At 26.9% G+C, this 15,350-nt stretch carries 16 protein-coding genes; all 16 read right to left on the reverse strand.

The features are described 5' to 3' along the window. Window positions 1-890: SH3 domain-containing protein (locus LEQ07_RS14650; protein ID WP_263331222.1), on the reverse strand; the 890-nt coding region annotated here is incomplete at its 3' end. Window positions 891-1,220: 330 nt separating this feature from the next. Continuing rightward, window positions 1,221-1,568 (reverse strand): cupin domain-containing protein, encoded by a 348-nt coding sequence (locus LEQ07_RS14655; protein ID WP_021428853.1) that lies wholly within the window; start codon window positions 1,566-1,568, stop codon window positions 1,221-1,223. Window positions 1,569-1,655: 87 nt separating this feature from the next. Then, entirely contained in the window at window positions 1,656-2,453 is a 798-nt protein-coding gene (locus tag LEQ07_RS14660) for a peptidylprolyl isomerase (RefSeq protein WP_332843227.1), read from the reverse strand. Window positions 2,454-2,964: 511 nt separating this feature from the next. After that, on the reverse strand, window positions 2,965-3,549 hold the full coding sequence (locus tag LEQ07_RS14665; protein WP_046823005.1) for a GNAT family N-acetyltransferase: 585 nt from the start codon (window positions 3,547-3,549) through the stop codon (window positions 2,965-2,967). Window positions 3,550-3,695: 146 nt separating this feature from the next. Further along, window positions 3,696-5,396, reverse strand: coding sequence for an ABC transporter ATP-binding protein (locus LEQ07_RS14670; protein ID WP_263331223.1), 1,701 nt, complete (start codon window positions 5,394-5,396; stop codon window positions 3,696-3,698). A 123-nt stretch (window positions 5,397-5,519) separates the two neighbouring features. Further along, window positions 5,520-5,891 (reverse strand): ABC transporter substrate-binding protein, encoded by a 372-nt coding sequence (locus tag LEQ07_RS14675; RefSeq protein WP_263331224.1) that lies wholly within the window; start codon window positions 5,889-5,891, stop codon window positions 5,520-5,522. A 50-nt stretch (window positions 5,892-5,941) separates the two neighbouring features. Further along, a complete protein-coding gene (locus tag LEQ07_RS14680) occupies window positions 5,942-6,481 on the reverse strand; it encodes an ABC transporter substrate-binding protein (protein ID WP_263331225.1) in 540 nt (179 codons plus the stop codon). A gap of 55 nt (window positions 6,482-6,536) precedes the next feature. Next, a complete protein-coding gene (locus tag LEQ07_RS14685; protein ID WP_021428691.1) occupies window positions 6,537-7,292 on the reverse strand; it encodes an iron ABC transporter ATP-binding protein in 756 nt (251 codons plus the stop codon). Then, on the reverse strand, window positions 7,289-8,284 hold the full coding sequence (locus LEQ07_RS14690; protein WP_046823008.1) for an iron chelate uptake ABC transporter family permease subunit: 996 nt from the start codon (window positions 8,282-8,284) through the stop codon (window positions 7,289-7,291). Before LEQ07_RS14690 ends, LEQ07_RS14685 begins: the two co-directional genes overlap by 4 nt. Continuing rightward, window positions 8,271-9,227, reverse strand: a complete 957-nt coding sequence (locus LEQ07_RS14695; RefSeq protein ID WP_263331226.1) for an ABC transporter permease — start codon at window positions 9,225-9,227, stop codon at window positions 8,271-8,273. The genes LEQ07_RS14690 and LEQ07_RS14695 overlap by 14 nt, the downstream gene beginning before the upstream one ends. A 332-nt stretch (window positions 9,228-9,559) precedes the next feature. Next, window positions 9,560-10,258, reverse strand: coding sequence for a LytR/AlgR family response regulator transcription factor (locus LEQ07_RS14700; RefSeq protein WP_332843228.1), 699 nt, complete (start codon window positions 10,256-10,258; stop codon window positions 9,560-9,562). Window positions 10,259-10,270: 12 nt separating this feature from the next. Continuing rightward, window positions 10,271-11,929: a sensor histidine kinase gene (locus tag LEQ07_RS14705; RefSeq protein ID WP_263331227.1), complete on the reverse strand. Its 1,659-nt coding sequence runs from the start codon at window positions 11,927-11,929 to the stop codon at window positions 10,271-10,273. 626 nt (window positions 11,930-12,555) lie between these two features. Beyond that, window positions 12,556-13,494: a dipeptidase gene (locus LEQ07_RS14710; protein ID WP_263331228.1), complete on the reverse strand. Its 939-nt coding sequence runs from the start codon at window positions 13,492-13,494 to the stop codon at window positions 12,556-12,558. 118 nt (window positions 13,495-13,612) lie between these two features. Beyond that, window positions 13,613-13,993: an NUDIX hydrolase gene (locus LEQ07_RS14715; protein ID WP_334307511.1), complete on the reverse strand. Its 381-nt coding sequence runs from the start codon at window positions 13,991-13,993 to the stop codon at window positions 13,613-13,615. A gap of 448 nt (window positions 13,994-14,441) precedes the next feature. After that, window positions 14,442-14,564, reverse strand: coding sequence for a hypothetical protein (locus LEQ07_RS14720; protein ID WP_263331229.1), 123 nt, complete (start codon window positions 14,562-14,564; stop codon window positions 14,442-14,444). Window positions 14,565-14,639: 75 nt separating this feature from the next. Beyond that, window positions 14,640-15,251 carry a DUF3786 domain-containing protein gene (locus LEQ07_RS14725; RefSeq protein ID WP_046822266.1) on the reverse strand — a complete coding sequence of 204 codons (612 nt, stop codon included), beginning with the start codon at window positions 15,249-15,251 and terminating at the stop codon, window positions 14,640-14,642. Between the last annotated feature and the right edge of the window lie 99 nt (window positions 15,252-15,350).

Raw genomic sequence — 15,350 nt, forward strand, 5'->3', positions numbered from 1 at the left:
ACTTTATCATTTTGTTTTAGTGATCCTATCACTCTATTACTTGTTGATGGCCCACTTCTTACATTTAATGATGTCGCTGTTACTACTTTTGTTTTTCCTGGTGTTGGATTTGGATTTTCACTTCCTCCTCCAGTATTTCCACCATCAGAGTCTTTTAAATATGTACTTGATACATATCCTTCTTTTCCACTGTACTTAACTTTTGACCATCCATTACTTTCTGATATTACTTCTACTTTATCATTTTGTTTTAGTGATCCTATCACTCTATTACTTGTTGATGGCCCACTTCTTACATTTAATGATGTCGCTGTTACTACTTTTGTTTTTCCTATTGCTTTAGTTTCATTTGCATTAGTGTTAGTATTTGTATTTTGATTAGTACTTGGTTTTTCAATTGGTTTTTCAATTGGTTTTATGTCATTCTCACTTGATAGAAACTCACTTGATACGTATCCTATTCTTCCCTCATACTTAATCTTTGACCATCCATTACTTTCTGATATTAATTCGACTTCAGTTCCTTTTTTTATTTTTGCTATTGTTCTATAACTTGTAGATGCTCCACTTCTCATATTAAGTACATCGGCTATAACTGTTCTTTTAGGTTCTGATTGGTTATTTTGACCAAGATCTGTTTTTATATACTCACTAGAAGCCCAACCAGAATTTCCATTTCCTACTTTTATTTTATACCATCCATCTTGACTTTCTAATATAGTTACTTTTTCATTTTGCTTAATAGAGAAAAGAAAAGAACTTTCCGTTGAAGGTTCGCTTCTTACATTTAATGATGTTGCTGTTACAATGCCTTCCTGCCCAGATGCAAATACATTTGTAGCTGTCAATGGCATAAATGCTAGTGTAGCTATTGCTATTTTTTTATTCAATAAATATCCCCCCTATTTTAAGTTAATTTTATACTTACGTTTTATATACGACAGTTTACTTGTATATTGAACATAAACAGTTAAAATTTTGTAACTTTTTCTATTAATTTTAATAGTATACGAAAAAAAACTATTTTGGGCTATTTTCATATTTTTCTTTACAAATTATATATACAACAAAAAAACTATTTTCTAACATTTAATATTTAAAATATGTTAAATTTTTATGCTCAAAACAGATTTAATTTATATAACTAAGTTTCATATAATATCAGTAATTTCTAATAAATATATTTTTTAAGCATAAAAAGATGGGTTATCCCATCTTTTTTAATCATTTATAACTATTGCTATTAATTCTAATTCTTCATCACCAGTATTTTCTAGATAATGTGACTCTCCATCTGCTGTATATACAACATCTCCAGATCCAATTGGCTGCATAAATCCATCATCTAATACTCTGCCTTCACCTTTAATTATATAATATACTTCAAAATCATCTGTATGATCATGAACTCCTATAGATGAACCTGGTGCTAAAACTAATCTTGAAATTAACTTAGCCTTATTTTTTAATTCTTTTCCTTCAATCAAATGATACATAGTAGTAGTTCCTCTACCATCCCTTAGGTTTTTAACTTTTTTTTCAGTTAGTTCCTGTGGTCTTTTTATCATTTAAAATCGCCCCCCCGTATATGCTTACTATAATTTTATCACATTTATAAATCATAGTCATATAGGAAGACACATTTTTAATAAATTTTATTTTTTAACATCTACTTTATATTCTTTTGTTAACTTATCAATTAAAGAATTTTGTTTCTCTCCTACTAGTTGCTCTTTAAGCTTTTCTTTAACATCTTCAAAAGACATTTCTTTTTCTCCAGTTTTCTTTATTATGTGGTATCCATATTGAGTTTCAACAATCTTAGGATATATTTCACCATTATTTAAAGTAAATGCAGCTTTTTCAAATTCAGCTACCATATCACCTTTTCCAAAGTAACCTAAGTCCCCTCCACTTTGAGCACTTCCATCTTCAGAGTACTTCTTAGCTAGTTGAGCAAAGTCTCCGCCCTCTAAAGCTTGTTTTAATATATCTTCAGCTAATTTTTTATTTTCTTTTAACTTAGCATCATCTAATTTTTTACCATTCTCATCAGCATTCTTTATTAATATATGAGATGCACTTATTTGGTTAAAATCTTTTTTATTCTTGTTGTAATAATCTTCAACTTGTTTATCTGTTACCTGACTTTTTTCTTCTATATATTTAGCAGCCACAGCTTCTTTTTCTATAGACTTTCTCATTTCATCTTTAGTTATTCCAAACTGTTTTAAATAAGTTTCTTCATCTAGCCCAAATGTTTTAGATATAGTAGCCATATAATTGCTGTATTGTTCGTCAATTATTTTTTTGTCTAACTTAAATTTATTTTTAACTGCATCTTTATATAGTGTTTCTGTAGTTACTATGTGGTCTATCATATTTTGTTCATAATAATCTATCTCTTCATCAGTCATTTTAGTCTTGCCATTCATATAAAATAAAGGTTCCATTACATTTTTTAATTCTTTTTCTTTTATTTTTGTATCTCCAATAGTTGCTATTACCTTATTTTCGCTATAATGCCTACTCGTTGCTGGTAAATCTCTTCCTTTTTCTTTTCCAATATAAAATCCTGCTACACCTATTCCAACTGCTAAAACGCCTGTAATTATCCATACTTTTTTACTTATATGTTTTTTTCTTTATCCATATTACTTTATGTACCTCCTAAAATTTATCTTCAACTATATTTTATAGCATAAATATGAATTCCATATGAATGACCATTATTTTCCAATACATATTGTATTATAGACAAGTTCCCTTAATATTAAATATAATTTTTTTTTAAAATTATATTTACATTTTTTATTTTTTAAACTATAATAATATTCAGAATATTTATTGTAATTAATGATTAATATAAATCCCCGTTTTATATTTTTAATTATTAAAAATGTCCCTTAAAAAAAAGTATTGAAATTAAATTCATACTCTTTTTATGTCTATTTTCAAATTTAATTAATCTAAATATCTAGATAATATATAATTTTTTCTATATAATTCATACTTATCACATTTTATCATTTTCATGGAGTTTGAAATTTTCATTTTTTTATCATAAGTTTTTACATATTTAAAGCCTAAGCCTTCTAAAGATTTTCTTGTTCTGGGATTTTCTTCATATGTAGTAGCTGTTATCTTTTCTAAATTTAAAACCTTAAACCCATACATCAAGGAATACTTAGTCAAGTCTGTCGCTATATCATTTCCCCAGTAAATAGGATTTATACATATACCAATCTCAGCCTCTTTATCTTTATTAGACACATTGTTAAGACCTATGTTGCCAATTAATTTATTATTCTTTTTATCTATTATAGCCCAATGATTTACATTTCCTTTTTTATAGCTATTTATAAAATAATTTCTTATAAATCTTTTTGTTTCAACTATTGATTTATGGGTTTTTATAGGAAGATATTTAACTACTTTATCCTGGCTATAATACTCAAACATACTTATTGCATCTTCTACACATATAGGTCTTAATATATATTTATCAGTTTCTATTATTTTCATTTGAGGATATATAGAATCTTTCATTTACAGTTCCCTCCTTAAAATAATTAATACTCTTTTATATGCATATATGTTTTTAGATGTTAATCTATTCGTAAAAACTCACCTTAATCAATCTAAAAAAGCATAAGGTAAATATAATTCCTATTTACCTTATGCTTAAGTATTTTTTATTTTCTATGAAGTTTTGAATATACTCCACCTTTTTCAATTAACTCTTTATGAGTTCCTCTTTCTTCTATCCCATTTTGAGTTAAGACTATTATTTCATCTGCACTTTGTATAGTTGATAACCTATGGGCTACAACTAAATTCGTTCTATCTTTTCCTAATTCTTCTAAAGATTTTTGTATTTCTTGTTCTGTTACATTATCAAGAGCTGATGTAGCTTCATCTAATATCATTATAGGTGGATTTTTAAGGAATATTCTAGCTATAGATATTCTTTGCTTTTGACCACCTGAAAGCTTAATTCCTCTCTCCCCTACGTAAGTATTATATCCGTTTGGAAGTGTCATTATAAAATCATGTATTCTAGCTTTTTTACATGCATCTATAACTTCTTTATCAGTTGCACCTGACTTTCCGATTATTATATTTTCTTTTATTGTGCCTGTAAATAAAAATACATCTTGAGCTACTACACCTATATTCGTTCTTAATGAATTTAAACTAACATCTTTTACACTAATTCCATCAATCTTTATGTCTCCTTCTTCAAAATCAAAGAATCTAGGTATAAGGTTGCATAAAGTAGTTTTACCTCCACCAGATGGACCAACTAATGCTACTGTCTTTCCAGCTTCTACAGATAAGCTTAAGTTTTTAAATACTTCATTGTCATCTTCATAAGTAAATGAAACATTTTCTATTTCTATGTTTCCTTTAACATCTTTAAGCTCTATAGGATTTTTAGCTTCTTTTTCAGTTTCTTCATTTATAATTTCTGAGAATCTTTCAAATCCAGTCATACCATTTTGGTATTGTTCTGTAAAGTTTATTAATTTTCTAATTGGTTGTATAAATAAATTTACGTAAAGAAGATATGCTGCAAAATCTCCTAAGTTTATATAATTCATATAAGTAAAGTATCCAGCAACTATTAACACAACTAGGTTTAATATATCTATAAATAAGAACATCCCTGAGAAGTACTCTGCCATAACTTTGTATGCTCCTTCTCTTGCATGTCTAAATATATCATTAGATTCATTAAACTTTTCTAACTCTTCTTTTTCTGTACAGAATGATTTAGTAACCCTCATACCTGCTATACTGTTTTCTAATGTCGCGTTTACATCTCCTGTTTTAACTCTCGTGTCCATAAATGCTTTTGACATTCTTTTTCTTTGCGTTACAGCATACAAAATTATAAATGGCAATATCGCAAAAATAATTAATGTAAGAGGTACATTTATTCCTAATAATATTAAGAATGAACCTATTAACATAACTAATGACACAAATAAATCTTCTGGTCCATGATGTGCTAATTCTGAAACTTCCATAAGGTCATTTATGATTCTAGACATTATAACCCCAGATTTATTATCATTGAAATATGAATTAGGAAGCTTTTGTAAATGAGTGAATACATAGCTTCTCATATCAGCTTGCATTCTAACTCCTACAACGTGCCCCCAGTACTGCATAAAATAATTTAATCCTGCTTTTACTATAAATATTAATAGTAATGTAACTGCAAATACAATTAACATCCTTGAATCCTTATTTGGTACAACTTCATTCATTATATTTCTAGTTATCATAGGATAAACTAGGTCACATAAAGCTACAGCAAATGCAGCTATTAAATCAAGTATGAATAATTTTTTATATGGCTTGTAATATTTTATAAATTCTTTTAACATACCATCCCTCCTTGTCTATACTATTATATACCCAATTTGAGTATATGTAATTAAAAAAAACAATATTAATAGAAATTTAAAAGTTGTATGAAAACTGAATAGTTTACATACAACTTTTTTATATTATTTATTATCTATCGCTTTATCTACTTCATCTAACATAGTATTTGTAGATATAAATCCACCATCACTTAAGTACCAAGAATGAGTATCTAAGTATACTATGTTTCCATTTTTAGCAGCATCAGTTTTATTTACTAAATCATTATTTAATATATCTTTAGCTGGCTTTTGATTTTTATCACTTGCTATAACTGATTTATCTATAACAAACATGTAATCAGCATCTTGACTTGATACGTACTCAAATGATATATCTTGACCGTGGTCTGCAGATTTTAAATTACTATCCATATTTTTAAATCCAAGATTATTATATATCATTCCAAATCTTGAATCAGACCCAAAAGCACTTAAATTTCCATCACTTACCATTAATGTTGTTGCTTTGTATCCATTTTTAGTAACTTCTTTATTTATAACTTCTATTTTTCATTTATCTTATTTAGTTCCGACTCTACTTGATCCTCTTTGTTAAATATATCTCCTAATACTTTCATGTTATGTGCAAAAGATTCCATATATTTTCCATCTTCTTTAGCTAAAGATATCGTTGGAGCTATTTCACTTAATTTGTCATAGAAACTATGTTGTCTTCCATTTATTATTATTAAATCTGGTTTAAGTTCGTTTATTTTTTCTAAATCTGGCTCTTTAAGTCCGCCTACATTTGCGTATTCACTAGATTCATATTGACTTAAGTAAGGTGGCATAGATGAGCTTTGAGCCGTCCCTACTACTCCTTCTACTCCTAAAGTTTTTATAGCATCTAATGCTGCATAGTCAAATACTACTACCTTTTTAGGATTTTCTTTCACCTCTGTTGTTCCCAGTGCATGTTCAATTTTTATAACATTATTGTTTTGTTCGCTAGTTTTATCATTTTTCTTAGATCCAAATAATAATGTTCCTCCTATTAAACCAACTATAACAATTCCTGATATTAACGCCACTTTTTTGTTCATTTTTCTTTTCTCCTTTTTTATAATGATTATCTTTATCAGTTAATATTTAAATTTTTTAGAAATAAACACAAATCTTATCTCCGTTTATTTCTCTAATATCAAATTCCATATCATATATACCTTCTAAGACTTCTTTATTGATTATATCTTGTGTTTTCCCGTGATTAGCAATTTTACCATCTTTCAATGCTACTATATAGTCAGAATAACAAGATGTGTAATTTATGTCATGCATAACTAATACAACAGTTTTTCCTAATTCATCACATAAGTTTCTAAGAACTTTCATCATTTCAACAGAATGTTTCATATCTAAGTTATTAAGTGGTTCATCTAGAAATACATATTCAGTGTTTTGTGCTATTACCATCGCTATGTAGGCCCTTTGTCTTTGACCTCCACTTAATTCATCTAAATATTTGTTTTGAATATCTTTTAATTTCATAAAATCTATAGCTTCATCTATATATTTTTCATCTTCTTTTGTTAATCTTCCTTCGCTATGAGGATATCTTCCAAAGCTAACTAGTTCTCTAATTGTAAGTTTTAAATTTATATTATTTGATTGTTTTAATATAGCTATTTTTTTAGACAACTCTTTGTTATCCCACTCTTCTAATCTCTTGCCATCTATTAGAACTTCTCCGTTATCCTTTTTCATTAGCCTAGTTATCATCGATAAAACTGTACTCTTTCCAGCTCCATTTGGACCTATAAATGAAGTTATCTTGCCTTTTTCTATATTTATAGATACTTTATCAACAACATTTTTATTTGAATATTTTTTTATTAAGTTCTCTACTTGTATCATTGATTTTTACTCTCCTTTAATAACAAGTATATAAAGTATAATCCACCTATAAAGTTTATAATTACACTTATAGTAGTTGTAAATGTGAATACTCTTTCTACTAAAAACTGACCTACTACTAAAGTTAATATACTTATTAAAATTGATGCACTTATCAAGTATGTGTGCTTGTATGTTTTAAATAACTGCTTTGCTACATTTACCACCAAAAGTCCTAAAAATGTTATAGGTCCAACTAAAGCAGTTGATATTGAAACTAACATAGCCACAACTATTATTAATTTTTTTACAGCTTTATCATAATTTACGCCTAAATTTATTGCATGATCTTTTCCCAAAGATATTACATCTAACATTTTAAGTTCATCATATATAAATGGTATAATAGCTATAATCATTATCACTGACATCATCAAGATTTCTGTATTTACATTACTAAAACTAGCATATAAACTGTTTTGAAGTGCAGCATATTCATTTGGATCTATCACTACTTGCATAAATGTAGACATACTTTTAAATAAGGTTCCAAATATCATACCAACAAGTAGTAAGAAAAACACATTATTGTTAGATCTTTCAAAAAGTTTTTTGTAAAGAATAAAAGATGCTAAAATCATTAGTGATGATGATAGTAAAAAGTTAGAACTTTTGTTAGTTATAAATGAGCTTTCCACTCCTAATAAAAATACTATTACTGTTTGAATTAAAACATATAATGAATCTAATCCTAGTACACTTGGTGTTAGTATATTATTATTTGTTATAGTTTGAAATATAATTGATGAAAAAGCTATACATCCCCCAGTTATAACAATTGCTATAAGTTTAGGTATCCTTTGGCTCATAACATAATCTATATGATCAAAATTAACTCCTACAGTTAAAAATAATGCTGAAAAAATTACGATTAGAGCCCCTAATATGTATAGTTTACTTTTTAAGTTTATATTTATATTTATCTCTTTTTCTAAAGTACTAAGCTGTTGCATGATTTCCCCTCCTTAAAATCATAAAAAGGAATATTATACTTCCAATAGCTCCCACCGTAAGCCCTATTGGAATTTCATATGGATATATGACAGTCCTTGAGAATATATCACATACTAAAACAAATATTGCTCCAAATAATCCAGTATGCCATATGCTATCCTTTAAGTTATCACCTTTGTACATAGATACTATATTTGGTACTATCAAACCTATAAAAGGTATACTTCCCGCTGTTATAACTACACAAACTGTTACAATTGCAACTATCATAAGACCTAAGTTAATAACTTTATTATAATTAAGACCTAAATTAGTAGCAAAGTCTTCACCCATTCCTGCTATTGTAAACTTATTTGCATATATATAAGCCATTATTATGCATGGTATTGTTATGTATAGCATTTCATAATTCCCTTTTATTATCATAGAGAAGTTACCTTGCATCCAAGCAGTTATATCTTGCATAAGATTGTATTTATACGCTATAAAAGTAGTTGCAGAACCTATAATGTTTCCAAACATTATACCTATCAATGGAACAAATACAGCGTTTTTAAACTTTAAACTTTTTAAAATCTTCATAAAAATAAAAGTTCCTGCAAGTGCAAAAGCAAATGATGCTATCATTTTTCCAGCTAAGCCTGTGCTTGGTATAATCAGCATTGCAAATACTAACCCTAACTGTGCTGAATCAATTGTTGCACCCGTTGTAGGTGAAACAAATTTATTTCTGCTTACCTGCTGCATTATTAATCCACATATGCTCATTCCTAATCCTGATAGTAATATACTTATCAGCCTAGGAACCCTGCTTATAAAAAATATATCTACTTTTTCTTTATTGTAGCTTATAATATCCATTAAAGTTATATCATTAACTCCTATAAATAAGGAGGCTATTGACAATAATATCAATACAATTAATAAGTATCTTTTTTTCATTAGTTTACTCTCTCTTTCTGAAATCAGTTAATTATTGATAATAGTTTTCATTACTTGGTTTATATTTTACTGATAATAGTTATCATTGTCAATATTATTTTTAAAATTTTTATATAATTTTAATTTTTCTAAAATTCGTTTAGTAAATCTATATAAAAAAAGAGGCCATAACTTAGGTTATAGCTTCTTTTTTATAAATTCATCATAAAATTCATTAAATTCTCTCATTGATTTTTCAATTATAGTTTTGCTAGTGGCTATATTTATGCGTATATATCCATAGTATCTTTTATATATGCATAGTATTTCTAAATTCTTTTATATTGCTTCTACTAACTGGAATTTCTTTTTTTTATATCATTTAACTTTAATATATATGTACTATTAAACCACGGTATAATTTCTTTTATTTTATTTATATTAACAATATAAGATCTATGCGTTTTAAAAAATTGATTACTTGGTAAACTTTTGAAAAACTCAGAAATAGAGCTTTTAACTATATATTCATTTTCTTTTGTATAAACTATTGTTTCTCTTTCGTTTGCTTCACAATAATATATATCATCAAATTTTAAAACTATCATTTTATCATTTTTCCACATAGTTATTGTATCTTGCATATCACTTTTTTCTTCTAAATTTTGTTCTCTTTTTAAAAACTTTTCATTTTCTTCACAGTCTTTTAGCTTATTTAATGTATTTATTATCCTTTGATCTGAGTATGGCTTTAAAACATAATCAAATACTTCTAACTCAAATGCTTCTACTGCATGTTCTTTATAAGCTGTTATAAATACAATTTTAGGCTTATACTTAAATTTATTTATAGTCTTAGCTAACAATATGCCATCTAACATAGGTATATTTATGTCTAAAAATATAACATCTATATTATTTTCTTGTATAAACTTTAAAACATCTATTCCATTATCAAACTCGTTTACAATTTCAATATTACTATGATTTTTAATAAAATATTTTAGCTCTTCTCTTGCTGGAAATTCATCTTCTACTATAATACACTTCACTATTAAATCCTCCTATATTGAAAATTCTATTTTTGTACCTGGATTTAGTCTTTTTATACTCAAACCTTTGCCATACATAAGTTTCATTCTCAAATGTACATTATAAAGGCCAATTTTATTTTCTGGCATATTCCCATTTTTAACTCTTTCTATTATATCTTCATCTATAGTTACTCCATCGTTTTCTACACTTATATATATTTTATTAGTTTTATTTTTAACGCTAATTTTAACAGTCCCATGACCTCCATTAGTTCTTATTCCATGTATAATTGCATTTTCAACCAATGGTTGAATTATTAAACTTGGTATTTTTATATTAACATCTTCATCTATATCATAAATTACATTTAACTTATCTCCAAATCTTGCTTTTTCAATTTCAACATATGCTTTTACTTGCTCTAATTCCTTTTTTATATCTATAGTTGTATCACTAAATTCTAAGTTGTACCTTAGAAAAGTAGCTAAATTTATAATTAAATTCCTAGCTATATCTGGATTTATTCGAATAAATGAAGTTATCGTATTTAATGCATTAAATAGAAAGTGTGGATTTATTTGAGTCTGCAAGGCCTTTATTTCAGCTTTATTTGCTGCCTCTTTTATTTGTTCAACTTTTGATATTTCCATCAATGTAGATATCATTTGAGATAACCCAATAGCTAATGCCTGTCTAGATTCCGTTATTTCACGTTGTTTTGAATAGTATATTTTTAATGTCCCTACAGTTTCATCATTTTCTTTTAAAGGAATTATCATAGCTGTTTTTAAAGGAGTTTTTTTATCAACTAAATATTCTTCTTGTTCCTCTTTTATATATATAATTTCACCTTTAATAATACATTCTTTGGTTATATTGCTTAAAGTTTTATTATTATTTTTAAAATAGTCTTCACCTATTCCAACATAAGATAGTACGACTTTTGTATCTGTTATAGACACAGCATCAGCATCTATATCATTTTTTATTATTTCGCAAACTTTATTTAATGATTGTTTATTCATATTCCTAAAATACGGGAGTGTTTTATTCGCTATATCAAGTGATAATTTTGCTTGTTGAGCTGCGATCTCTTCTTTTTCTCTTCTTAAACTCTGTAAAATAGATATTAAAAAACCTATTCCAACTTGACCTATCATCATAGGTATATAGATATGTCTTACAATAGATACCGCTATATCATAAGGTCTTGATAATATTAATATAATTTCCATACTCATGCTTTCAACAAACATTCCACATATTATTCCAACCAACCATTTTTTATCACTGCCTACTCTATTGCATAAGTATCCTGATAAAATACCTGCCAGAACACTAGTTAAAAAACAAGGTATTGCTGTTATCCCATTTATATCAATTAAAAATCTATGTACTCCTGCAGTAATACCTGCTGTAACCCCTACTATAGGACCAAACAACATTCCTCCTGAAACTATGGCAATATTTCGTACATTTGCCATAGATCCTTCTACATCTATTCCAAGGTATGTTCCTACAATAGCAAGAAAGCTAAATACTCCTGAAATTATAATTAAATTTCTTTTGCTGTTTTGTTCACTTTTTAATATGTTTTTTAAAAATTTAATTTTACTCATTAAAATTAAAATTACTATTAGAAAACTAGTTTTTTCTAGTAAATTAAGTACTATTCCTTCTCCTGCCATAAAAACCTCTCTCAATAAAATTTCATACATATTAATTATATAATAGGAATTAAAAAGAGTATATATTCACATTTATTAACTTTTGTTTCAAACACATTTTTAATTACAATTTCGTAACCGTAAGTAACAACGGTGTAACTGTTATCTATATTTTTTCTATGGTAATATTTAAATATAGAAAGACATAAGCAATTATACTTAAATAAATATTATATAAAGAAAAGGGGTTTTACATATGAAAAATCAATCTTAGTTTTATCAATATTAGTTGGAGGACTATTTTTAGTAAATCCTACTCATGAAATAACTTTTGCTCAAGAAAATAATAATCAAGCAACTGTTCAAAAACAAAATACATTAACTCAAGCTGATGCACAACAGCTTTTAATAAATAATAATGACAAAGTAAATTACATATTCCAAGGAACTTCAGATAATTTTAAAGCTTTACAAGACAAAGGTTTAAAAGGATACGTATTCTTACCAGACGTTGAATCTGATATGGGATATTTCGTTGACCAAGATACTAGTCATATTTACTATTTCCACCCAAGTGGATATTTAGAGTTAATAAAATAGACACTCAAAAACATGCTCATTCTATTAAATAGAATGAGCATGTTTTTTTACATTACATCTTTAATTACTCTAAGTGCATTTTTATAAAAAATCTTTTCTATCTCATCAACTTTAAAACCTTCTTTTTCTAACTGTATTGCAAGCTTATTCATTTCACTTGAATTTTTAATTTCAACAGGAGACTCTATTCCATCAAAATCTGAACCAAGTGCTATTACATCTATTCCCCCTACATTTCTCATATGTTTTATATGTCTTACCATATCACTTATCATAGTCATAGGAGTTTCACCTATAAATGCACTACAGAAATTTATTCCAGTTAAACCTCCTGCATTTGCTAATATCTTAATCATTTCATCAGTTAAGTTTCTACTATGTTTAGTCATTTCTCTTGAATTTGAGTGAGTTGCAATAAATGGTTTTTTAGATATCTTTGCTACATCATAAAAACCTGCATCAGATAAATGTGATACATCTACAATCATACCTAAATCATTCATATTTTCAACAACTTCAATTCCAAATGGTTTTAGTCCCTTAGTTGCATTTTCTGGCTTTATATGTGGATACCCAATTTCATTTTCATGATTCCATGTTAATGTAATCATTCTAACTCCAAGATCATAGAATTTTTTCAAATTTTCTATATTGCCCTCTAAGACAGCACCTTCCTCTATTGCTAAAAGTGCACTCATTTTACCTTCTTTTTCATTTTTTATTATTTCTGTATAGTTAGTAGCTAAGCCTATAAATTCATTATTTAATTTTATCTCTTCATGGAATTTATTTGCCATATTCATACAGTGCTTATATGCATTTTTATGTTCAGCAATGTCAACATATAATGCAAATGTCTGAGCTAAACAGTTACCTTCTTTTAGTTTTTTTATATCTATGCAGTGTTCATTTTGACTTAAATTACTTCCACCTTTTCCTAACATTAATAAATCTATCGTATCGCAATGTAAATCTATAAATTTCACTTAAAATACCCCCAAATATTATTTTATTCATATACTAATATTATAGGTTTAGTTCCTTTAAATATCTATAATAAATATAAATGTCAATGATTGATTATTTGGTATTATTTTAAACTTTTTAAATATTTTTAGCTTTTTGTATAAGCTTGTTGTAAATACTTAGCATGTGTTTCTCATTTACATTAATATCAATTTCATCCATCGATATCCATCTTACTCCACTATTCTCATCTTCTTTAATAAAAAGCTCTTCATTTTCATCAGCTTCCAAAATATAAGCTACGGATAAATGTAAATGTGACGATACAAAACTTCCCCTCTTTATGTGAGAATTAACTGTTAAAATCTCTATCGAGCATATTTCATCCGTTATTGGTTTAGCACTTTTAATCCCGGTTTCTTCTTTAGCTTCTTTTATAGCTACATTTAATAAATCACTATCTCCATCTGCATGGCCACCTGTCCATCCCCATGAGTTGTATATATTATGATGTATCATAAGTACTTTATCTCTATTTTTATTAACAATAAATCCTGAACTTGTTATATGACAAATCTTATTATCTCTAGTTAATATATCGTCGTACTTTTCTATACATTCTAATATTAATTCTCTATCATTTTTTCCTGCTCATTTATAGGTTTATAGTTTTTTATTTGTTCTATATATTCCATCGTATCCTCCCAAGTTTATATTATATATACCATTATAATATAAATGAAAAAATTCACTCCACTCATTTCGTTCAAATTTCATATCGTCAACGTCCACTCGGTAAACTCGTGTCCCGTTACTCAAACGACTTCGTCCGTTGCTCAAAGGCTTTTTTACGCTCAAAACATATAATTTTGATATACATAAGTTTAATGGATTATTTGAAGATTTTTAGCAATCATAATTTATTTAAGCGTAAAAAAGCTGTCTCAAATGAAACAGCCTTTTACTTCTAATAATTTATCATTATAATTCCAAATGAAGCAGCTAGTGCTAGTACATCAGCTATTGCAACCAATGTGTATAATTTACTTTGTTTTTTCTTCACACTTCTTATACTTCCATATATATTCATAATTAGATACCCCCTCTAATCTATTAATAGTATATATTATGATAATTAACAATTTATGACATTCTAATTCAATATTTATTTTAAATTTAGCAATATTATTTCTGGAACAACTGCTAAATCTTCAGCATTAAAATAATAACTTATATTGGCGTCAAATAATATATTTCCAGATGGCTCTAACTCTTCGTCGCCTTCCCATAATACAAACACCACATAAGTATCATTTATAAATCTCACCTTATATGAAATGTCCCCTATTTCTAATTTTTCAGCCCCTATATTTTCCATATATAATTTAAATTTCTCTATTTCCTTACCATAGCTATCTGTAAATTTTTTAATAGTTCTTGATTTAAAATTTGGATAGTAAACATACCCACCTTCAACTTCTTTGTAAGTTAAATATTTTTTAGTTTCTTTTATCCCCTTTGCATTAGTTAAGAACCTTAGTATCAATATATTTGTAGCTGTGTCATTTATGATTTCATTAGATTCTGTTAAGATTTTTCCTGATGGATATTGTACTTTTAAAAATGTATTTAGGAATTTAATTTTGAAGTATTGTTCATCGTGATTGTATGTAGAATTTGACATTTGTAATATTCGATCTATATTAGATTGTTGAAAGTTTTTTATCGTATGTTTTAAAACAAGTTCGTAATTGCCTTCATTTAATTTATTACTCATTACATCACCTATTTAATTATTTTTCTTATTTTATTATATTTCTACAAGTTACATATATTTCTTTTTATTGTTAAATAAACTTTATTTTCTAATCATTTA

It is taken from the genome of Paraclostridium sp. AKS73 (assembly GCF_025671395.1).
GTDB lineage: Bacteria > Bacillota > Clostridia > Peptostreptococcales > Peptostreptococcaceae > Paraclostridium > Paraclostridium benzoelyticum.